Source organism: Bradyrhizobium sp. NP1 (genome assembly GCF_030378205.1).
Taxonomy (GTDB): domain Bacteria; phylum Pseudomonadota; class Alphaproteobacteria; order Rhizobiales; family Xanthobacteraceae; genus Bradyrhizobium.
Window position 1 is genome coordinate 4,537,819 of the sequence record NZ_CP127385.1, and the last position, 20,343, is coordinate 4,558,161.

A 20,343-nucleotide genomic window follows, 5' to 3' on the forward strand; every position below is an offset into this window, starting at 1 on the left:
CGCAGATCAGTCATTGCTGCCCCCTTGCTGCCACTTGCGGCGCTGCATGCCGAACCAGGAAATCGTGATCGCGGCGAGCAGGAACGGGATCATCGCGGTCGCGATCGCAGCACCCTCGCCGAGCCGCCCGCTGATGATGCCGCGCTGGTAGCTGAGCGTCGCCATCAGATGCGTGGCGTTGACCGGCCCGCCGCGCGTCAGCGCCCAGATCAACTGGAAATCGGTGAAGGTGAACAGCACCGAGAAGGTCATCACCACGGCGATGATCGGGGTCAGCAAGGGATAGGTGATGTAGCGGAAGCGCTGCCAGTTGGTGGCGCCGTCAAGGGTCGCGGCCTCGTAGAGCGAAGGCGACACCGTCTGCAGGCCCGCGAGCAGCGTGATCGCCACGAACGGCACGCCGCGCCAGATGTTGGCGATGATGACGCTGGCGCGCGCCCATTGGGCATCGCCGAGGAAATTGATGTTGTGATTGATCAGGCCGAGCTTGATCAGCGACCAGGAGATGATCGAGAACTGCGCGTCATAGATCCACCAGAACGCGATCGCCGAGAGCACGGTCGGCACGATGAAGGGGATCAGCACGATGGCGCGGATCATCGCCTTGAACGGCATGTGGCGATTGAGCAGGAGCGCGAGATAAAGCCCGATCGCGAATTTGATCGCGCTGGCAACCAGGGTGTAGAGCAGCGTGTTGAACACCGAGAGCCAGAAGATCGCGTCGTCCCACAGCCACTCGTAGTTCTCCAGCCCGACGAAGATGCCGCCGCGGCCGATCCGCTCGTCGGTGAAGCTCATCCAGACGCCGAGGCCGAGCGGATAGGCGAGGAACAGGATCAGGAAGGCCGCCGCGGGCAGCATGAACCAGATCGCGATCCAGTTTCGGTTGGTCTGAAGCCGCGACCACAGCGAAGGCTCGCCGGTGGCGACGCCGCGGACCGGCATCGAGGTCTGAACGGTGCTCATTCGAACTCCAAATCAAGCTGCGCCGCCCGGCCGGACCGACCGGGCGTCGCCTTGCTGTTTGCGCCGGAGCGCGGTGCGGCCGATCGCCGCCGCGCCCAGCTTTCACCGACCGGAACGAGCCCGGTCGGGCCGCCGCCGTCAGCGGAAGATGCGCTTGGCCGAGCGTTCGGCCGAGGCCATCGCCGTCTTCAGGTCTTCGCGGCCGGTGCAGTAATTGGCGAACATGTCGACAACCACGAAATCGGCGATCGCGGCGGCGGCATTCTCACCCATCTTGCCGATGCCGGCGGGGGTGTTCGCGGTTGCAGCCACGCTCTGATACGGCGTGTTCTTCGGGTCCGCGGTCCAGATCGGATTGGAGTCGTAGGCCTTGAGGAAGTGCGACAGGTAGCCCTGCGCCGCCTCGACCCACGGATTGAACTGCGCGGGTTCCAGCATGAAGGCGGTGAACGCCTTGCAGGTCTGCGGGTACTTGGTGAAGTTGTAGACCAGGATCGGGAAAGCGAGGTGCAATTCCCGCGTCTTGCCGTCGAGGCCAGCCGGCAGATGCGCGTGGTTCATGTCCTCGGCGATCTGCGGGTTCTCCTTCTTCGCCGTGACATAGATCGAGATGCCGTTCACGGTGAGGAAGAGCTGGCCGGCCAGGAACGCCTTGTTGTTGGAGCTGTCGTTCCAGGACGCGGTGCCCGGCACGAAGTTGTCGTACAGGCCCTTCACATATTCGAGCGCCTTGGCGGTCTCCGGCGAATTGACGACCACCTTGTTGTCCTTGTCGATCAGGTTGCCGCCATGCGCCCACAGCGCCCAGTGCAGCCAGCCATTGGCGTCGCCCGAGGCGTGGCCAAGCGCCATGCCGGCCGGCGTGCCGTTCTTGTTCATGGCCTTGACGAGGTCGGAGAAGCCCGCGAGGTCCTTCGGGAACTCCTTGTGGCCAGCCTTCTCCATGGCGGCAACGCGGTAGTTCACCAGACCGCCGGTGGCGGCGACGGGAATGCCGATCCACTTGTTGTCGAGCTTGCCATAGGCCTCGCCCGACGGCGTCCAGCCGCCGCACTTCTTGCCGAGATAGTCGGCGACGTCGGTCATATCGGTGCATTTGCCCGGGAACAGGAACGGCAAGGAGTAGAGGCCCCAGACCATGTCCAGCCCCTGCCCGGTGTTGGCGGCAACCGACGCCTTGGGCTGGATGTCGTCATAGGATTCGTTCGACACGTTGATGGTGGCGCCGGTCGCCTTCTGGAAGGCGTCGACGATCTTCATGAAGGCGACGTCCTCGGCCTCGACGAAGCGCTTCCAGCGCAGCAGGTTGACCTTGGCGCCGGCTTCCGGCTTCCACGGCGCCTCCTGCGCCCAAGCCTTGGCGTAGCCCAGCAACTGCTCGCTCGACATCGTCGCCGCAGCCGTGAGCATCGTCGCTCCGCCCTTGAGCAGCGAACGTCGGTCGGTCAGGAAATCAGCCATTTCACGTTTTCTCCCGGTTTATGATCTTGGTTGAATCGAATGTCGCAGCAAGGCGGCCTCACAGCCGCTTGCCGGTGTCCTTGTCGAAGACATGCGCGGCCGATGCGCGCGGCCGCAAATGGACCCGCTCGCCCGGTATGACCTCGTGACGGTCGCGGAACACGGCGATGATGTCCTGGGTGCCGATCCGCGCCACCACCTGGGTCTCCGAGCCGGTCGGCTCGACCACGACGACCTCGGCCTCGATGCCGTCGCTGGCGAGTTCCAGATGTTCCGGCCGCACGCCGTAGACCACGGGCCGGCCGTCGGAGGCCGACGGCGCGGCGGCAAGCGGCAATTTGCTGCCATTGTCGGTCTCGACGAAGGGCTGGCCGTTGGATTTGAGGTGGCCGTTCAGGAAGTTCATCGCCGGCGAGCCGATGAAGCCGGCGACGAACTGGTTGTCGGGCTTGTCGTAGAGCTCGAGCGGCGCGCCGATCTGCTCGACGATGCCGTCATGCATCACCACGATCTTGTCGGCCATGGTCATGGCCTCGATCTGGTCGTGGGTGACGTAAACGGTGGTGGTCTTCAGCCGCTGATGCAGTTCCTTGATCTCGGCGCGCATCGCCACGCGCAACTTGGCGTCGAGGTTGGAGAGCGGCTCGTCGAACAGGAACACCTGCGGATCGCGCACGATCGCGCGGCCCATCGCCACGCGCTGGCGCTGGCCGCCGGACAATTGCCGGGGATAGCGGTCGAGCAGCGGGGTCAGCGCCAGGATTTCGGCGGCGCGCTTCACGCCCTTGTTGATCTCGTCGGATTTCGCGCCGCGCAGCTTGAGCGAGAAGCCCATGTTGTCCGCGACAGTCATGTGCGGATAGAGCGCGTAGTTCTGGAACACCATGGCGATGTCGCGCTCTTTGGGCTGGACGTTGTTGACCACCCGTTCGCCGATCGAGATCGTGCCCGAGGTGATGTTCTCCAGCCCTGCCAGCATCCGCAGCAGGGTCGACTTGCCGCAGCCGGAGGGGCCGACCAGCACCACGAAGGCGCCGTCCTCGATCGGGATCGTCACGCCGTGCAGCACCTCGAAATTGCCGAACGATTTCCGCACGTCGCGGATCTGGACAGACGACATCCACTTCCCTCCTCGAATTTCCCCGCAGCGCGCGACGAGCGCCACCACCGTTATGCCTGTTTTTTCTTTGTCCGACCTCGCGTTGATGCGAGGCCTGGCCGGATCGGCATTGTCCGCAGTTTATACGGTTTTGGCAATCGCTCGATTAGCAATCTCTTGGTAGCGCTGTCAATAATCCCTTTGCCTGTACCTATGCGCATGATATGAGCCGCTGATGGCACGAAAGCGCAGCAAGCTGACCAAGGTCCGGCTGACCGAAGTGGCCAAACTGGCCGGCGTCAGCCCGATCACGGCCTCGCGCTTTTTCAGAAATCCCGAAGCACTCTCGGTCGGCAAGCGCGTGCGGGTCGAGAGTGCGGCCAAGGAACTCAGCTACGTTCCCAACCTTGCAGCGCGTGCGCTCGCCTCGCAGCGCACCGAGGTGATCGGCGTCCTGATCCCCTCGCTCACCAACAATGTGTTCGCCGACGTGCTGCGCGGCATCTACGATGCGGTCGACGGCAGCCGATACAGCATCCAGCTCGCCAATACCCGCTACAGCATTCTGCAGGAGGAAAAGCTGCTGCGGGTGTTCCTGACGCAGAAGCCGGCCGGGCTGATCGTGACCGGGATCGACCAGACCAGGGAGTCGCGCGCGATCATGGAAGCCTCCGATTGCCCGATCGTGCAGATCATGGAGATCGGCACCGAACCGGTCGACATGATGATCGGTTTCTCCCATTCAGATGCCGGTCGGGCGGCGATTTCCCACCTGCTCGCCGAAGGCTGCCGGCGGATCGGATTCCTCGGCGCGCGTATGGATCCGCGGGTGCAGCGGCGGTTTCTGGGTTACCAGGCTGCGATGACCGAAGCCGGCCTGTTCGACCAGAGCCTTGTGGTGACGACCCCGGCGCCGACCTCCGTCACGCTCGGCGGCACGTTGTTTGCTGATCTCCTGACAAAGGCGCCCGACACGGACGCGGTTTTCTGCGCCAATGACGACCTTGCCCTCGGCGTTCTGTTCGAGTGTCGCCGGCGCCATATTTCGGTACCGGAGCAGATGGCGATCGTCGGGTTCAACGACCTCGAATTCATGGGATCGGCCGTCCCGACACTGACGAGCGTGCGCACCAACCGCTACGAAATGGGCAGGAACGCTGCGACGATGGTGATCGAGGCACTCGAAGGACGGCGACCGGAACAGCCGGTTGTCGACCTCGGTTACAGCGTGATGACACGGCAGAGTTCGACGCGGCGAGGCCACGCTGCTGCGTCCGCCCCGGTTCGAGAAAGCGTCCAAAATTGACGAATTGATAGCGCAACCAAATTTGCTGGGATATGGTCGAAAGGCGAATCCCGACGGCCAGCGACCGCTTCGTCTGGGTTTGTCATGCGCGCGATTTGGCGCAAGGTAGAGAAAGAAGCCCTTCGACGGGCCTTCGAGTTGCATCGCGGGAGGGAAACCAATGAACAAACCGCCCATCAATGGCCAGGGTGCGAACGGCAAAGGCCGCAAACTCCGCTCCAGCGATTGGTTCAATGATCCGCACAACCCGGGCATGACCGCGCTGTATCTCGAACGCTACCTCAATTACGGCCTGACCCGGCAGGAATTGCAGTCGGGCAAGCCGATCATCGGCATTGCCCAGACCGGCAACGACCTCTCGCCCTGCAACCGCCATCATCTGGAGCTGGCGCATCGGGTGCGGGAAGGCATCCGCGCCGCCGGCGGCATCGCCATGGAATTCCCCACCCATCCGATCCAGGAGACGGGCAAGCGCCCGACCGCCGCACTCGACCGCAACCTCGCCTATCTCGGGCTGGTCGAGGTCCTGTTCGGCTATCCGCTCGACGGCGTGGTGCTGACCACGGGTTGCGACAAGACCACGCCTGCCTGCCTGATGGCGGCCGCGACCGTCAATCTGCCCGCCATCGTGCTCTCCGGCGGCCCGATGCTCAACGGCTGGCACGACGGCCAGCGCACCGGCTCCGGCACCGTGGTCTGGAAATCGCGCGAGCGGCTCGCCGCAGGCGAGATCGACTATGAAGAGTTCATGCAGATCGTGGCGTCTTCCGCCCCCTCGATCGGCCATTGCAACACCATGGGCACCGCCTCGACCATGAACTCGCTGGCCGAAGCGCTCGGCATGTCGCTGCCCGGCTGTGCCGCGATCCCGGCGCCTTACCGCGAACGCGGCCAGATCGCCTATGAGACCGGCGTGCGCATCGTCGATATGGTCTGGGAGGATCTCAAGCCGTCGGACATCCTGACCCGCAAGGCGTTCGAGAACTGCATCGTGGTCAATTCCGCGATCGGCGGCTCGACCAATGCGCCGATCCACATCAACGCCCTGGCCCGTCATGTCGGCGTGGAACTCGACATCGACGACTGGCAGAAGGTCGGCCACAAGATCCCGTTGCTGGTGAATATGCAGCCGGCCGGCGCCTATCTCGGCGAGGAATATCATCGCGCCGGCGGCGTGCCTTCCGTGGTACGGGAATTGATGAAGCACAAGGCGATCCACGAGGATGCGCTGACCGTCAACGGCAGGACCATGGGGGAAAACTGCCGCGAGGCGCCGCTGCCCGACGGCGACGTGATCTGGAACTATGACAAGCCGCTGGTGAAGGATGCCGGCTTCCTCGTGCTGCGCGGCAATCTCTTTGACTCCGCGATCATGAAGACCAGCGTGATCTCGAAAGAGTTCCGCGACCGCTACTTGAGCAATCCGAAGGACCTCAACGCCTTCGAGGGCCGGGCCATCGTGTTCGAGGGACCGGAGGACTATCACGAGCGGATCGACGATCCCGCGCTCGACATCGACGAACGCTGCGTCCTGTTCATTCGCGGCGCCGGCCCGATCGGCTATCCCGGCGGCGCGGAGGTCGTGAACATGCAGCCGCCGGCGGCGCTGATCAAACGCGGCATCCTGTCGCTGCCCTGCATCGGCGACGGCAGGCAATCCGGCACGTCGGGCTCGCCCTCGATCCTCAACGCCACGCCGGAAGCCGCCGCCGACGGTGGCCTCGCGATCCTCAGGACCGGGGACAAGGTGCGGATCGACCTCAACAAGGGGACCGCCGACATCCTGGTTTCGGAGGAGGAGCTGAAGCGCCGCCGCGCCGAGCTGAAGGCCAAGGGCGGCTTCCCGTATCCGGCGGACCAGACGCCGTGGCAGGAGCTCTATCGCGCGACCGTCGGCCAGCAGGCGACCGGCGCCTGCATGGAGCTCGCGACCCGCTACCATGACATCGCGGGCAAGGTCGGCGTCGCCCGGCATAATCATTAGGACCTGACTGTCATTGCCGGGCTTGCCCCGGCAATCCATCCCTTTCGCAAACAAGATGGATACGCGGGTCAAGCCCGCGTATGACACCGGGAAAATCCGAGAATGTCGTAGGGGAGAAACGCAATGTCAGACCGCCTCAAGGGCAAACGGGCCTTCGTGACCGCGGCAGCCGCCGGCATCGGCCGCGCCTCGGCCATCGCCTTCGCGCGCGAGGGCGCCAGCGTGTTTGCCACCGACATCGACGAAAAGGGCCTCGCCGCGCTGAAGAATGAAGGCATCGCTGAGGTCGCCAGGCTCGATGCGCGCGACAGCGCAGCGGTGGCCGCGATGGCCAAACGCGTCGGCGCAATCGACGTGCTGCTGAATGCCGCCGGCTTCGTGCATCACGGCACGGTGCTCGACTGCTCGGACGAGGACTGGGATTTCTCCTTCGACCTCAACGTCAAGTCGATGCATCGCACCATCCGTTCGTTCCTGCCGGGCATGCTGGAACAGGGGCGCGGCGCGATCGTGAACATCTCGTCCGCCGCCGGCGTGTTCAAGGCCGCGCCGAACCGCTACGTCTACGGTGCGACCAAGGCCGCCGTCGCGGCGCTGACGCGGGCCGTCGCGGTCGATTTCATTTCAAAAGGCATCCGCTGCAACTGCATCTGTCCCGGTACCATCGAGACGCCGTCGATGCTGCAGCGCGCGTCGGCCGCCGGTCCCGGCGGGCGCGAGATGTTCGTCGCGCGGCAGCCGATGGGCCGGCTCGGCACCGCGGAAGAGATCGCCTCGCTCGCGGTCTATCTCGCCAGCGACGAGAGCGCATTCACGACCGGCGTGGCGCACATCATCGACGGCGGCTGGACGCTGTAGATAATTCCTCTCCGCCATTCCGGGTCGGCGCCAGCCGGCGCATCCCGCAATGACGCGATCAAGCAACTCAATTCGGAAAGAGCCGTGACATGAACAAGATCGATCTCAACGGCCGCAGCGCCGTCGTCACCGGCGGCGCGCAAGGGTTTGGGCGCGCGATCACCGAGCGCCTTGTCAATTCCGGCGCCAAAGTCGCGATCTGGGATCATGACCTGCCGCTCGCCGAGAAGACGGCGAAGGAGATCGGACCGGCCGTCATCGCGCTCAAGGTCGACGTCACCGACCCTGCCGCGGTCGAGAAGGCGCGCGAGGCGACGCTCGCCGCCTTCGGCAAGGTCGACATCCTCGTCAACAATGCCGGCATCGCCGGCGTCAACAAAACGGTGTGGGAGACGGATCTGGAGGAATGGCGCAAGGTGCTGCGCATCAACCTCGACGGCCCCTTCATCTGCTGCCAGGCGATCGTGCCGCAAATGCTCAAGCAGAAATACGGCCGCATCATCAACATCGCCTCGATCGCGGGCAAGGAAGGCAATCCCAACGCATCGCATTACTCGGCTTCGAAGGCCGGGCTGATCGCGCTGACCAAATCGCTCGGCAAGGAGCTTGCCCAGCACGACATCCTGGTCAACGCGGTGACCCCGGCGGCGGCGAAGACGGCGATCTTCGACCAGATGACGCAGCAGCACATCGACTTCATGCTGTCGAAGATCCCGAAGGGCCGTTTCGTGCTGGTGGAGGAGCTTGCCGCGATGGTCGCCTGGCTGGCGTCGGAAGACTGCGCGTTCTCGACCGGCGCGGTGTTCGACATCTCCGGCGGCCGGGCGACGTACTGACCCGCTAGGAGGCCGCGCGGTGGCGCCGTGTCGAAGGCCCCATTTGCCCATTGATACGAGCGCCACTCCGTCGACAGCGGCTCGACACGTCGCTCATAGAGCTTCATCCACCCTCGGTCGCGCGGCCTTGAGCCGACCGCTGGTCGTTGCAATCCAGATGCCGGCAAAGACCGTCGCGATGCCCGCCACCAGATTCCAGTGCAGCGGCTCGTTGAGAAGCACCGCGCCAACCAGCGACGCGGCGATCGGATTGACGCAGACCGAGATCGCGACGCGGGTCGGTGTCGTTCGTTCGAGCGCCAACGCCCACAGATAGAAGGTGAGCGACGCGCCGAAGGCCCCGAGATAGATGGCGGCAAACCATTGCGATGGGCCGAACGCGACGACCGGAGCAAAGCTGCCGCGCCACCATGAGAGCAGAATCAGGCAGGCCGCGCCGACCCCCATGGCCGCTGCCGTGAAGGGAATAGGCCCGGCTCGACGGATCAATGGCCTGGACCAGATGCTGTAGAGCGCCATGCAGAGCGCTGCGGCGACCATCAGAAGATCGCCGCGCCACGCTCCTTCCGGCGCCGCGGCCAGACCCGACAGCAGCGCCAGCGCGACGCCGAACACCGCGATCAGCACACCGGCGGACTTGCGCAGCGTCATTGCTTCCGCGCCGAGCAGCGCGCCAACCACCATGGTCAGGAGCGGCAGCGTCGACAGCGCAAGCGCGCCGCGCGCGGCGGTGGTGAAGATCAGCGCGGCATTGAACAGGATGGGGAAGAGCGCGAAGTAAAGCACGCCCAGCCCAGCCGTGCCGAGCCAGTCCTGACGCACTGCCCAGGCACCACCCTTCATCCAGGCGAGCGGCAGCAGAAGTAAGAACCCGATGCCGAAGCGGAAGGAACCGATCGCGAGTGGATCGATTGCGCCCACCAAGTAACGTGTCGCCCCGATCGAGATTCCGCCGAGACCGCTCGACAGGACCGCGGCCAGGACTCCGCCGATTTCTCCCATGGCCCCGCTCCCCGCGTTTCTTTCTTGCGGTCGATCGTAGGGAGGGGCTAATAATCATGAAATGGAATTTATCTGATAGAATAAATCAAATTCTGTGATGAGCTCCCCTCACCTCGATCCTGACCTTCTGCGCGCGTTTGTTGCAGTAGCCGACCTGCGCTCCTTCACGCGCGCGGCCGCGACGCTCAACCGGACCCAGTCGGCGGTCAGCATGCAGATCAAGCGCCTCGAGGAACAGTTGGGTACGAAGCTGTTTCACCGGACCAAGGCAAGCGTCGACCTGAGCCCTGCCGGCGAAGGCCTGCTCGGATATGCAAGACGTATCCTGGTGCTGAGTGACGAAGCCGTGGGCCGGCTGCGCCAGCACAAGATCGAAGGTGTGGTCCGTCTCGGCGTGATGGACGACTATGGCACCTTGATTGTGCCGCCATTGCTGGCGAGTTTCGTTGCCAGCCATCCCTTGATCCATGTCGAGATGGAAACAGGACTCACATCGTCGATGTCGGCGCGGCTCGGCAAGTCCTACGACCTCGTCATCGCCATGCATCCGCAAGGAAGCGGCGACGGCGAGTTTTTGCGGCGCGAGCAAGCGATATGGGCAGCCGGCCACACGCGTTTCGTGGAGGACCAGGATCCGTTGCCGCTCGCGCTCTACCCTCAGGGCTGTCTGTTCCGAAAATGGGCGATCGAGGCGCTCGACGGCCTCAAGCGGCGCTGGCGTCTCGCATTCGTGAGCCACAGCCTTGCCGCCGTGGAGTCGATTGCCGCACAGGGGCTCGCCGTCACCGTCGTCAAGTCGGGCACGTTTCCACCACGACTTCGACCGTTGTCGGAGCGCGAGGGCCTGCCGCCGCTTCCCGCTGCCGACATCTGCCTGCATCGAAGCGCCAATCTGTCGCGCGCGGCATCGTTGCTTGCTGACCATTTGCGCAGGTCAATCGCCAGCGGCCCGCCCTCGAAGCGCCATCGCGGCAGCGCCGTACCATCACGTAAACCGCATGAGACCGTCGCGTGAGCGCCAACATCACCCTCTACCAGATCTCGGTCTGGGTCCTGCCGCTGGTCATCGCCATCACCTTCCACGAGGCGGCGCACGGCTTTGCTGCCCACCGGCTCGGCGACGACACCGCCTGGCAGATGGGCCGGGTCAGCTTCAACCCGCTGCGCCACATCGATCCCTTCGGCACCTTGATCCTGCCGGCGATGCTCTTGTTCGCCCATTCGCCGTTCCTGTTCGGCTATGCCAAGCCGGTTCCGGTGAATTTCCGCAAGCTGAACAATCCGAAGCTGGACATGGTGTGGGTGGCGCTGGCCGGCCCCGCCACCAACATCCTGCTCGCGCTTGCCGCGGCGCTGGCCTTCCACGCGCTGCCTTTGGTGCCGGCAACCAGCGCTCAATGGGTCGCCGACAACCTGAAAAACGCGCTGCTGATCAACATCGTGCTCGCGGTCTTCAACATGATGCCGATTCCGCCGCTCGATGGCGGCCGCGTCGCGGTCGGCCTCCTGCCCGGGTTCCTTGCGCGGCCGCTGGCGCGGCTCGAACCGTTCGGCATGCTGATCCTGATCGGAATTTTGATCCTGCTCCCCTTGGCGGGCTCGCAGTTCGGTCTAAATCTTGATGTTATTTCGACCATACTGCGAACGGTCACCGGTTACGTGCTCGGGTTGATTCTGCTTCTCAGCGGCAACGCCTAGCCGCCGGGAGGGCTTGTAAAAGGGCTGGAGCCATCTTGGTCAAAGCTGCCGACATGATGATCGCGCGACGTGCCGATACCAGGGCCCGCGCCGATTTTGCGACCTGGAAGATGATGGCCAAGCTGAACGGAACCTCGACGCTGCCTGCGGAAGCGCAGACCTTCCTTGCCGGCTACAAGGCGCTGCTCGACAAGATGCCGGACACCGAGGCGACGGAAGCGACCATCAGCCTGATCTACAAGGCCTACTTCAAGGAGATGGGCGGCACCGGCGCGCCGCCCGACGTCCGGCCGCGGTCCGCCCCCCCGCCAGCCGCAAGCGACAACGTCACCGCATTCCGCCGGCCGGCACCCAAGCCGAAGCCTTCGATGTTCGCGGCGAGCGCGACCGGCAAGCCGCGGCTTCCGGTGGCGCTGATCTTCATCTGCCTTGCCGCGATCTATGTCGGCATCCGCTATTACTGGCGCTGAGGCCGGCCTTTACCGGTAGCGCTTCAGGCGGTCCCATATCTGCTCCAGCGGCACGCGCAGGCCGCGGCAGATGAAGATCGGCCGGCCGTTCTCGTAAGGCATCGCAAAGGGGCTGTCGGTTCGATCGACCACATCGATCGAATTGCAGGCGCGCCGCCAGCGCTCGACATCGCCGCCGACATGGATGACGAGCGGATAGCCGCTGCCGCGCGGCCCCCACAACCAATACTGGTTATGCCCGCTGAGCGCCGGCGGCAAACCGTCGGCGCGGCCATAGACATCGATCGCCGCGGCCTGCCCGTAATGCGCGGTCAGGATCGCGGCGTGCTTCTGCTCGTCCGGCGAAAGGCTCCGGAACACCGCCGCAACCTTGCCTTCCAGCTCGCGCCATCCGAACTCGTCGGACAGGCTTTGCGTCAGTGGCGCACCGACGCCGGCCGCCTCGATCGGCGCGGGCCGCAGGCGCGTCACCTCCATGTAGCGTTGCAGCACGGAGGGTTCGAGAATCGGCAGCACGACCGGCGCCATCAGCACGCCGAGGGCAAGCGCGGCAACCATCCAGCCGCGTGTGATCCACACGCCGAGCCGCTCGCTCCAGACCGCGCCGGCCGCGAACATCGCCGGATAGGCCGGAAACAGATAATAGTTCGTGCCACGCTCCAGGAAATAGAAGGCGGTGGCGAGCACGAAGCCCAGCGACAGCCAACGCACATCCGCAAGCCTGCGGTCGACGAAGGGAGCGACGACGCCGGCCAGCCACAGCGGCGCCAGCGCCAGGTTCATCGCGGCCGCCTGGCGCAATTCGAATTGCCAGAACGGTCCGGTAAAATCCTTCTGGCGGTCGAGATGCGGCAGGATCACCTCGAAGAACGGCCAGCCGTGCCACCATTGCCAGATCAGGTTCGGCGCGAACAACGCGGCCGAGATCGCAACCCCGACCCATAGCTGCCACCACAGCAGGATGCGCCGCGCGGGCGTTGCGGCAACGCCGAGGCCGAGCGCGACCAGCCAGACGGCGATCCCCCATTTGGCCTCCATGGCTAGCCCGGCCAGCACCCCGATCCAGATCAGATCGCGGCGCCGATCCTCGATGATGGCGCGCGCCAGCAGAAAGGCAGCGCCGGTCCAGGCGATCGGCTCGAAGGTCGAGGTTGTCAGGTGAGATGCGAGCCCGGCGAGCCCCGGCGCGATCGCGGCGGCGACGCTTGCGAACACCGCGGCCCTCCCGCCGCCGCCGAGCAGCCGCGCGAAGCAGCACCAGTCCGACCGCCGCAAGGGTCGCCGGCAGGCGCAGCAGCCAGATATTGATGCCGAAGACTTGCGTGGCCGCGGCGATCAGCGGCACCAGCGGCGGCTGGTCGACATAGCCGAAGTCCGGATGCCAGCCGCAAGCCAGGAAATAGAGTTCGTTGCGCTGGGCATCGTAGCGGTGCGCCGTCGCGGCGTGCACGATGGCAACCAGAAGCGCCACCAGCCAGACCGCCGGCTGGCGCGCGATCGCGGCCCTGATGGACGCCAGTCCGGTCGGCCCCGCAGGCGCGGTGACCGTGGATAGACCCGTCTGACTCATGGGAGAGGATGCCCCTTGCAACGGGTCGAACTCTACCAAGTCGCAGGATCGGGCCTAATGAATTTGTCGCAACGTGGAATTTGCCGCGAACCGCGGGCGACCGATCGCAAAACGGAGAAGAACCCCACACTAGGCGACGCCGTCAAGGCCGGGCATAGTGGCGCGATAGACCGGGCCGAGACCCGGAAAAAAGCACATGGGAGGGGAAATGAAGCGGGCGATTGCGGCCGTGGTCATGTCCACGGGATTGTTCTTGGCCGGCAGCGCGTTGGCGCAGACCATGGACAAGGTGGTGAAGGTCGGCAGCCTCGGCGACCAGTCCGGCCTCTATGCCGACATCGGCGGCGCCGGTTCCACGGTCGCCGCCCAGCTTGCGATCGAGGATTCAGGCCTGCTGGCAAAGGGCTGGAAGATCGAGGTGATCTCGGCCGACCACCAGAACAAGCCGGACGTCGGCGTCGCCATCGGCAAGCAATGGATCGACGTCGAGAAGGTCGACGTGTTCGTCGACCTCGCAAGCTCCGGCGTCGGGCTCGCGATCGCCAACCTCGCCAAGGAGAAGAACGTCGTCAATTTGAACTCGGGCTCGGCGTCATCGGACCTCACGGGTTCGCAATGCTCGCCGAACACCGTGCACTGGGTCTACGACACCTACATGCTCGCCAACGGCACCGGCAAGGCGCTGGTGAAATCCGGCGGCGACACCTGGTTCTTCCTGACCGCCGATTACGCGTTCGGCCAGGCGCTGGAGCGCGACACGTCAGCCGTCGTCACCGCCAATGGCGGCAAGGTGCTGGGCTCGGTCAAGCACCCGCTCAACAATGCCGACTTCTCCTCGTTCCTGCTGCAGGCGCAGAATTCCAAGGCGAAGATCGTCGGCCTCGCCAACGCCGGTGGCGACACCACCAACGCGATCAAGCAGGCGGCGGAGTTCGGCATCGTCTCGGGCGGACAGAAGCTCGCGGGCCTGCTGATGTTCCTGTCCGACGTCAACTCGCTCGGACTCAACGTGGCACAGGGGCTCAACTTCACCGAGACGTTCTACTGGGACATGAACGACCAGACCCGCGCCTTCAGCAAGCGCTTCATGGAGCGCACCAAGAAAATGCCGCCGACCATGGTGCAGGCCGGCGTCTATTCCTCGCTGATCCATTACTTCAAGGCGCTCGAGGCGCTCGGCGGCAATCCGCATGACGGCCGCGCTGTCGTGGCCAAGATGAAGGAGATGCCGACCGACGATCCGCTGTTCGGCAAGGGCTCGATCCGCGCCGACGGCCGCAAGATCCACCCCGCCTATCTGTTCGAGGTGAAGAAGCCGACCGAACAGAGATATCCGTTCGACTATTACAAGCTGATTGCCACCATCCCTGCGGAAGAAGCCTGGCTGCCGCTGGAAAAGAGCGTCTGCCCGATGGTGAAGAAGAGCTGAGCGGGGCTACGTGCTCTTCCACCCTCTCCCACAAGGGGAGAGGGAAAGAGACCATCCCGAGCGTGATCCAAGATGACGCCGCGGCTCAGCTCTTGCCCTTGACGCGGAAGATCACCGGCAGCGTGAAATTCAGGCCCTCGTCGGCCACGAGCGGCGGCGGTTGCGGCACGGGATCGGAACGGCGAATCATCGCCAGCGCCGCCTCGTCGAAGGCGGCATCGCCCGATCCCTTGACCACGCTGGCCGACAGCACATGGCCGAGGCGATCAAGCGTAAAGCCGACCAAGATCTCGGCACTCTTCTGGACGCGCTCGGCGGGATAGCGCTTGTGGCGGTCGAGGTGGGCGATCAGCTCCTTCTGCCAGGTGGCGCGGACCCGTCGCGCGGTCTCGCCGGTGCCCTGCGCGGGCGCCACCGAACGGGTGCCCTGCGGCATGCTCTCCGAGCTCGGGGTGGCGGTCGCTTCCGCGGCAATCGACTCCTGCGAGGCCTGGGTCTGCACCGCCGCGATCTTGGCTTCGTCCTCGACCGGCTTCTTCACCTCGTTCGGCGTCACCACGCGGTCGGCGTCCTCGGTCTCGGTCGGGGTGTCCTTGGGCAGATCGCTTTCCTTCAGCTCCGCCTTCTGCTCGGCGAGCGCTGGCGAGGCGACGGAAGCATCGGAGTCCGGGCCCGGCGGCAGATCGGTCGGCTCGAGCTTCGGCGAGGAGAACTCCAGCCCGATCTCGATCGCCGGCGCGCCCAACTCGTCATCGACCTCGGCATCCTTCAGATGCGCGACCGCCAGCGCCGCGCCGCCGAAATGCAGCGCAAGCGCCGTCAGTCCGGCAAACACCCACAGCCGGCGCGACGCACGGGGCTCGGTGTCGAGAGCGTTCATTTCGGCGTATCCGCCACTCCTTCCAGCGCGACCAGCTTGATCTTGGCGTAGCCCCCTGCCCTCAGGATCTCCAGCACGTCCATCAATTCGCCGTAAGGCACGGCGCGATCGGCGCGCAGGAAGACGAAACGGTCCTTGCTCGCATCGGGCATGGTGTCGAGCGCGTGCACCAGGTCGACGCGCTTGACCAGCGTCTCGCCGATCGCGAGCGCAAGATCCGGCTTGATGCTGACGTAGGTCGGCTTGTCCGGCTTCTTGGTCGGCGCCGCGGTCGAGGACGGCAGGTCGACCGGCAGATCGACGGTGGCAAGCGGCGCCGCGACCATGAAGATGATCAGGAGCACCAGCATGACGTCGATGAAGGGCGTGACGTTGATCTCGTGCGCTTCCGCGAACTCTTCCTCGTCGTCAAAGCCGCCTTCTACGATTGAAGCGCCCATCGGTTACTCCGCCGCGGCGCGCGAATGAGCCCCGCCATAGGCACGGTCGAGATCGCGCGACAGCAGACGCGCCGCGGCGCCGGAAGCGCGGCCGACCCACTCCAGATAGGTTTTCGTCAGCCGTGCGAAGTGGTTGTAGATGATGACGGCCGGGATCGCGGCGACGAGGCCGATCGCCGTCGCCAGCAGCGCCTCGGCGATGCCGGGCGCCACCACCGCCAGGTTCGTGGTCTGCGCCTTGGAGATGCCGATAAAGCTGTTCATGATGCCCCAGACCGTGCCGAACAGGCCGACGAAGGGCGAGGTCGCGCCGATGGTCGCGAGCAGGCCCATGCCGAGCCGGATGCGGCGGGCTTCGGCGCGCGAGATCTCGGCAAAGCTCGAGGCCGCGCGCTCCTTGATGCCGGCATCGGAGGAAATCCCGGCCGACAGCCGCGCCTCGCGCATCGCGGCGGCAAGGAAACCGGACAGCACGCCGGTCTTCGAGCCGAGCGCGAACTGCGCTTCCGCAAGCGAGCGGGCATCGGCGATCCTGTGAAGCGAGGACCGCAGCTTGCGCTGGGCCGCGGCGAGCTCGATCATTTTCGCGATGAAGATGGTCCAGGTCACGAGCGAGGCAAAGGCAAGCCCGATCATGACCGCCTTGACGACGATGTCGGCGGAAAGAAACATCGACCAGGGCGACAATTCGCGCGGCACCTGCAGTGTTACCGGTCTGGCGGCCGGCGCCGCCGTGGCAGAATCGAGCGTGGCTTGCGGCGCAGCCATCGCAGGGGCCTGTGCCGGGATCGCGGGTGCGGCCGGAACCGGCTGGGCAGCCGGCTGCTGGGTAGCGACGGGCGCCGCAGGCGCTGCGGCCGGCTGCTGGGCTGATGCGGCTGCCGCCATCGCAAGCAGCGAGAGCGCTGCCGCTACGTTAAGAAGCGTTCTAAACATTACCGTCTCCGGCCCGGATGAGCCTGTCGTTATGCCGGTTAGCTTGGCCAATTCAAGGTGAATGACCGAGCACGCCAAACAAAACCGCTTGAGAAGCGACCTTTTCGATCGAAAACCCTCAACGGGCGGTCTGATTTCCGATCCCGTTTCCAGGACCCTTCCGGTCTAGCCGCGAAATGGCTCCGAGTGAACCAGAAGGCCTCCAATCTGGATGGCCTCCTAATCTGGATAGCCTCTTGCCGCCCGGTCAGAACCGATAGGTCGCCTTCAGCCTGACGGTGCGCCCCTGCCCCGGCGAGAGGTTGTTGTTGGCGTCGGCTGAAGCCCAATAGCCCTTGTTGAAGATGTTCTCGACGTTGAGCTGGGCGCGCCAGTTCTGGTCGATCTGCGCGTAGACTGCCGCATCGAAACGGACGAAGCCCGGCAGCCGCACGGTGTCGTCGGAAGAAGCAAAGGAGTCGCTGAAATAGATCACGCCGAGCGCCGCCGACCAGATCGGCGTGAACTGATACTTGTTCCACCAGGCGAACTGGTTGTAGGGCACGAGCTGCACCCGGTTGCCGGGGACGACGGTCGCCGACGTCGCGCTGGTGATCCGCGCATCGGTGTAGGCATAGGCGAGCGAGGATTGCCAGGCGGGCGTGATATAGCCGACGAGACTTGCCTCGAACCCGCGCGTCACGGTGCGGCCCGAGGCGAAGAAGAAGCCCGGATTGTTGCCGTCGGCAATCGGCTGGTTGCTGCGGTTCAGGTTGTAGAGCGCCGAGGAGAACAAGAGCTTCGGATTGACGTTCCACTTCACGCCGACTTCGCTGTTCTCGAATTTCTGCGGCTGGAGTATCGCCGTGCCCGGAGAGAGCGTCGAGAACTGGTCGCCGGAGGCCGGCAGATAGGAGGTGCTGTACATGCTGTACAGCGAGAGCGTGTCCACCGGCTTCACGATGACGGCAGCCTGCGACGAGATCTTGTCGTCGATCCGGGCCTGGTTGGTGTTGGTGTTCATGTCGAGCGCCGAGTTGTCGAAGCGGTCGAAACGCGCACCGCCAATCAGCTGCAACCAGCGCGTGATCTCGACGGTGTCGCGCGCGTAGGCGGAATCGACATAGAGGCGATACTTGCTGTTGGTATCCGGGCTGGTCACTCCGTCGGTGTTGGTCCCGGTGAAATGGTGGATGAAGCTGACCGGGCCGAAATAGGTCGGCGCGAACGGATTGGCGACGATGGTGCTGGTGCCGTTCGGGAAGATGCCGGTATTGCGGATACTGACGCCGGACTGCTGGCCGAACTCGGTGCCGAAGGCCACCGTGTGCAGCGCCGGACCCGTATTGGTCTTGTAGACGAAGTCGGTCTGGTTGAAGACGTTGTCGCGGTTCGTCGTGTTGTTATAGGCGGCGCGATTGAAGGCTGTGTCCGTCGGGTTCACCGCGCCCGACAGCGGCCCGTTGCCCGGATAGATGTTCTGGTAGAATTTCTTGTAGTCGGCGACGATGGTGCCGTTGCGTACCGTCAGCCCGTTCTCGAAATCATGGTCGATGATCATCATGCCGGTCTGCACGTCGGCGCGCGCAAAGTTCAGGTTCGGACTGCCGAAGAAGGTGGAGTAGTCGCCGGCCGGCACAAAGGGCGCGGCCGGATTGAAGCGCGTCGACGACGGCGCAGTCGCGCTGAGGCCCTGCGAGGGGTTGCCGCGATCGGCCGTGCGACCATCGTGGAAATACTCGTAGGAGAGCTTGATCTTGGTGGTGTCGCTCGGCGCCAGCGTCACCGTCGGATTGATGCCGTAGCGCTCCAGATGGGTGAAGTCACGGAAGCCGTCAGCGCCTTCATAGAACACGTTGAGCCGCGCGGCGACGTTCTCGTTGATCAGCTGTCCGGCATCGAGGGTGAACCGGCGGTCGCCCCAGGATCCGGTCTGGGCCGAGGCCTCATAGATGCGCGTGCCGTCAGCCTCTTTCAGCGTGCGGTTGACGAGGCCGCCGCCGGCGCCGCGGCCGAAAGTCAGCGCGCTCGGCCCCTTCAGCACCTCGACGCTCTGGGCGTTATAGAAGTCGCGGAAATACTGGACGTCGTCGCGAAAGCCGTTGACGAAGAAATTGGCGCTGGAATCGACACCGCGGATCACCAGCTCGTCGCGGTTGCCCTCGCCCTGATGCACGGCAACGCCCGGCACGTAGCGCGTCACGTCGGCGAGGTTTTGCGGGCTCTGGTCGGCGATGAAATCCTTGGTGATGACGGACAGCGACTGCGGGATGTTGACGAGTGCGGTGTTGGACTTGGTCGCAACCGAGGTGGAGTTGGCGTAGACGCCGACCTGGCCGGTGCGGGCGTCCTGCGAGACCGCGAAGGCCTTCGGCACTGCGGGTTGTGCCGGCTGGCTGGCGACTTGCGGACGCGGCTTGCGCGTGCCGCTGCCCGCGCGGCGCGACGGCGCATTGGCCGCGGTGCGCTTGGCTTCGGGCGCGGTGACCTGGATCGGCGGCAGCTGCGCCCCCGACTGCCCTTGCTGCGGTTCGCCTGCATTCTGCGCGCGCGCCGTGGCAGCGAGCGCGCCGAACGCGACCGCCATTATCGCAAACCTGCTTGTCGCAAGAAGGAATTTCGTCGAGCAGTTTGCAGCGCGGCTTGGTGCGCCGGTCGCCACGATCGCACGCGGCGACATTGTTTGTTGTCTTGCCATTTTCTTGCGCCCCACAAGCCCGCCCAACATCGATAGTGCAAATCGCAGCGAGCGATGCGCGGTGGTATCGAGCGCAAAAATTCAGGTCAACGCGAATGGGCGTTTTGCAATCTTGAATCCATCCAGATCAAAACCATTCTAAAAACGATTCTAAAAGCGTGATGCGCAAAACAGGGAAGATTACCCGATCGGTATCATGTGACGGCGGCGTCAGGCCAGCTCGCGGTGAATCGGCCAGACGTTACTTTGCCGCGATATGGCCGGACGGATCGGAGATCAGCTTGATGCGATCCTTGATGTCCTGCAGCGCCTTGAGGCTTGTCTCGATCGCGTCGTCGGACATGCCGTCCAGCACGTCGGAGGCAATCGCGTCGCGCAGGCTGTCGAGGTCGTCGACGAGCTGGCGGCCGGCGGCGGTCAGGAACAGGCGGTTGGCGCGGCGGTCCTTCGGATCGTGGCGGCGCTCGAGCAGGCCATGCTCCACCAGCCGGTCAAGCAGCCGCACCAGCGAGATCGGCTGCAGCTCGAGCACGTCGGCGAGATCGACCTGGGACAGGCCCTCCTGCTGGCGCAGGCGAAACAGCACGATCCATTGCGCGCGCGTGGTGCCGCGACCCTTGGCGCGGTGGTCGATGTAGTTGCGCAACAGCCGCGAACTCTCGACCAGTTGTGCAACGAGCTGGCGTTTGAGATCGAACGACATCAACGCCGTGCAAACCTTTCCAATAGTT

Annotated in this window: 18 protein-coding genes; 8 read left to right on the plus strand and 10 right to left on the minus strand. The window is 64.7% G+C overall.

Features of this window, described 5'->3' with window-relative positions; all coding sequences use genetic code 11:
* Window positions 1-6: 6 nt before the first annotated feature.
* From QOU61_RS21970 to QOU61_RS21980, 3 genes are all read right to left on the minus strand, one after another.
* The gene (locus tag QOU61_RS21970; protein WP_289653288.1) at window positions 7-966 is read right to left on the minus strand and encodes a carbohydrate ABC transporter permease; all 960 of its coding nucleotides are present in this window, start codon (window positions 964-966) and stop codon (window positions 7-9) included.
* Window positions 967-1,104: 138 nt separating this feature from the next.
* Window positions 1,105-2,427: an ABC transporter substrate-binding protein gene (locus tag QOU61_RS21975; RefSeq protein ID WP_289653289.1), complete on the minus strand. Its 1,323-nt coding sequence runs from the start codon at window positions 2,425-2,427 to the stop codon at window positions 1,105-1,107.
* A 58-nt stretch (window positions 2,428-2,485) separates the two neighbouring features.
* Entirely contained in the window at window positions 2,486-3,547 is a 1,062-nt protein-coding gene (locus QOU61_RS21980) for an ABC transporter ATP-binding protein (RefSeq protein ID WP_289653290.1), read from the minus strand.
* Between the two features lie 214 nt (window positions 3,548-3,761).
* Between QOU61_RS21980 and gntR the strand changes: the two genes are divergently transcribed.
* The 4 genes from gntR to QOU61_RS22000 all read left to right on the plus strand — a co-directional run bounded on the left by gntR (window position 3,762) and on the right by QOU61_RS22000 (window position 8,510).
* Window positions 3,762-4,832, plus strand: coding sequence for an HTH-type transcriptional regulator GntR (gene gntR, locus QOU61_RS21985; protein ID WP_289653291.1), 1,071 nt, complete (start codon window positions 3,762-3,764; stop codon window positions 4,830-4,832).
* A gap of 160 nt (window positions 4,833-4,992) precedes the next feature.
* A complete protein-coding gene (locus QOU61_RS21990; protein WP_289653292.1) occupies window positions 4,993-6,816 on the plus strand; it encodes an IlvD/Edd family dehydratase in 1,824 nt (607 codons plus the stop codon).
* A gap of 123 nt (window positions 6,817-6,939) precedes the next feature.
* The gene (locus QOU61_RS21995) at window positions 6,940-7,674 is read left to right on the plus strand and encodes an SDR family oxidoreductase (RefSeq protein WP_289653293.1); all 735 of its coding nucleotides are present in this window, start codon (window positions 6,940-6,942) and stop codon (window positions 7,672-7,674) included.
* 89 nt (window positions 7,675-7,763) lie between these two features.
* Complete coding sequence (locus QOU61_RS22000; protein WP_289653294.1) at window positions 7,764-8,510, plus strand: SDR family NAD(P)-dependent oxidoreductase; 747 nt, start codon at window positions 7,764-7,766, stop codon at window positions 8,508-8,510.
* A gap of 93 nt (window positions 8,511-8,603) precedes the next feature.
* Here QOU61_RS22000 and QOU61_RS22005 read toward each other — a convergent pair whose 3' ends face one another.
* Window positions 8,604-9,512: a DMT family transporter gene (locus tag QOU61_RS22005; protein WP_289653295.1), complete on the minus strand. Its 909-nt coding sequence runs from the start codon at window positions 9,510-9,512 to the stop codon at window positions 8,604-8,606.
* 97 nt (window positions 9,513-9,609) lie between these two features.
* Here QOU61_RS22005 and QOU61_RS22010 point away from each other — a divergent pair, with 97 nt between their 5' ends.
* The 3 genes from QOU61_RS22010 to QOU61_RS22020 are packed head-to-tail and all read left to right on the plus strand — an operon-like array spanning window position 9,610 to window position 11,680.
* On the plus strand, window positions 9,610-10,527 hold the full coding sequence (locus QOU61_RS22010; RefSeq protein WP_289653296.1) for a LysR family transcriptional regulator: 918 nt from the start codon (window positions 9,610-9,612) through the stop codon (window positions 10,525-10,527).
* Complete coding sequence (locus QOU61_RS22015; protein ID WP_289653297.1) at window positions 10,524-11,210, plus strand: site-2 protease family protein; 687 nt, start codon at window positions 10,524-10,526, stop codon at window positions 11,208-11,210. Before QOU61_RS22010 ends, QOU61_RS22015 begins: the two co-directional genes overlap by 4 nt.
* A 35-nt stretch (window positions 11,211-11,245) precedes the next feature.
* Window positions 11,246-11,680 (plus strand): hypothetical protein, encoded by a 435-nt coding sequence (locus tag QOU61_RS22020; protein ID WP_289653298.1) that lies wholly within the window; start codon window positions 11,246-11,248, stop codon window positions 11,678-11,680.
* Window positions 11,681-11,689: 9 nt separating this feature from the next.
* Here the strand turns inward: QOU61_RS22020 and QOU61_RS22025 are convergent, their stop codons facing one another.
* Window positions 11,690-12,895, minus strand: a complete 1,206-nt coding sequence (locus tag QOU61_RS22025; RefSeq protein WP_289653299.1) for a glycosyltransferase family 39 protein — start codon at window positions 12,893-12,895, stop codon at window positions 11,690-11,692.
* A gap of 563 nt (window positions 12,896-13,458) precedes the next feature.
* Between QOU61_RS22025 and QOU61_RS22030 the strand changes: the two genes are divergently transcribed.
* On the plus strand, window positions 13,459-14,679 hold the full coding sequence (locus QOU61_RS22030) for an ABC transporter substrate-binding protein (RefSeq protein ID WP_289653300.1): 1,221 nt from the start codon (window positions 13,459-13,461) through the stop codon (window positions 14,677-14,679).
* A gap of 85 nt (window positions 14,680-14,764) precedes the next feature.
* Here QOU61_RS22030 and QOU61_RS22035 read toward each other — a convergent pair whose 3' ends face one another.
* From QOU61_RS22035 to QOU61_RS22055, 5 genes are all read right to left on the minus strand, one after another.
* A complete protein-coding gene (locus tag QOU61_RS22035; protein ID WP_289653301.1) occupies window positions 14,765-15,559 on the minus strand; it encodes an energy transducer TonB in 795 nt (264 codons plus the stop codon).
* Entirely contained in the window at window positions 15,556-15,999 is a 444-nt protein-coding gene (gene exbD / locus QOU61_RS22040) for a TonB system transport protein ExbD (RefSeq protein WP_289653302.1), read from the minus strand. The genes QOU61_RS22035 and exbD overlap by 4 nt, the downstream gene beginning before the upstream one ends.
* A gap of 3 nt (window positions 16,000-16,002) precedes the next feature.
* Complete coding sequence (gene exbB, locus QOU61_RS22045; RefSeq protein WP_502876805.1) at window positions 16,003-16,935, minus strand: tonB-system energizer ExbB; 933 nt, start codon at window positions 16,933-16,935, stop codon at window positions 16,003-16,005.
* Window positions 16,936-17,182: 247 nt separating this feature from the next.
* Entirely contained in the window at window positions 17,183-19,501 is a 2,319-nt protein-coding gene (locus QOU61_RS22050; RefSeq protein WP_289653303.1) for a TonB-dependent siderophore receptor, read from the minus strand.
* A 352-nt stretch (window positions 19,502-19,853) separates the two neighbouring features.
* On the minus strand, window positions 19,854-20,315 hold the full coding sequence (locus QOU61_RS22055) for a MarR family winged helix-turn-helix transcriptional regulator (protein ID WP_289653304.1): 462 nt from the start codon (window positions 20,313-20,315) through the stop codon (window positions 19,854-19,856).
* Window positions 20,316-20,343 lie beyond the last annotated feature (28 nt).

Bases quoted from the DNA above. Each gene is read 5' to 3' on its own strand.
- QOU61_RS21970 (WP_289653288.1), bottom strand. From the start codon at position 966: ATGAGCACCGTTCAGACCTCGATGCCGGTCCGCGGCGTCGCCACCGGC.
- QOU61_RS21975 (WP_289653289.1), bottom strand. From the start codon at position 2,427: ATGGCTGATTTCCTGACCGACCGACGTTCGCTGCTCAAGGGCGGAGCG.
- QOU61_RS21980 (WP_289653290.1), bottom strand. From the start codon at position 3,547: ATGTCGTCTGTCCAGATCCGCGACGTGCGGAAATCGTTCGGCAATTTC.
- gntR (WP_289653291.1), top strand. From the start codon at position 3,762: ATGGCACGAAAGCGCAGCAAGCTGACCAAGGTCCGGCTGACCGAAGTG.
- QOU61_RS21990 (WP_289653292.1), top strand. From the start codon at position 4,993: ATGAACAAACCGCCCATCAATGGCCAGGGTGCGAACGGCAAAGGCCGC.
- QOU61_RS21995 (WP_289653293.1), top strand. From the start codon at position 6,940: ATGTCAGACCGCCTCAAGGGCAAACGGGCCTTCGTGACCGCGGCAGCC.
- QOU61_RS22000 (WP_289653294.1), top strand. From the start codon at position 7,764: ATGAACAAGATCGATCTCAACGGCCGCAGCGCCGTCGTCACCGGCGGC.
- QOU61_RS22005 (WP_289653295.1), bottom strand. From the start codon at position 9,512: ATGGGAGAAATCGGCGGAGTCCTGGCCGCGGTCCTGTCGAGCGGTCTC.
- QOU61_RS22010 (WP_289653296.1), top strand. From the start codon at position 9,610: ATGAGCTCCCCTCACCTCGATCCTGACCTTCTGCGCGCGTTTGTTGCA.
- QOU61_RS22030 (WP_289653300.1), top strand. From the start codon at position 13,459: ATGAAGCGGGCGATTGCGGCCGTGGTCATGTCCACGGGATTGTTCTTG.
- QOU61_RS22035 (WP_289653301.1), bottom strand. From the start codon at position 15,559: ATGAACGCTCTCGACACCGAGCCCCGTGCGTCGCGCCGGCTGTGGGTG.
- exbD (WP_289653302.1), bottom strand. From the start codon at position 15,999: ATGGGCGCTTCAATCGTAGAAGGCGGCTTTGACGACGAGGAAGAGTTC.
- exbB (WP_502876805.1), bottom strand. From the start codon at position 16,935: ATGTTTAGAACGCTTCTTAACGTAGCGGCAGCGCTCTCGCTGCTTGCG.
- QOU61_RS22050 (WP_289653303.1), bottom strand. From the start codon at position 19,501: ATGGCGGTCGCGTTCGGCGCGCTCGCTGCCACGGCGCGCGCGCAGAAT.
- QOU61_RS22055 (WP_289653304.1), bottom strand. From the start codon at position 20,315: ATGTCGTTCGATCTCAAACGCCAGCTCGTTGCACAACTGGTCGAGAGT.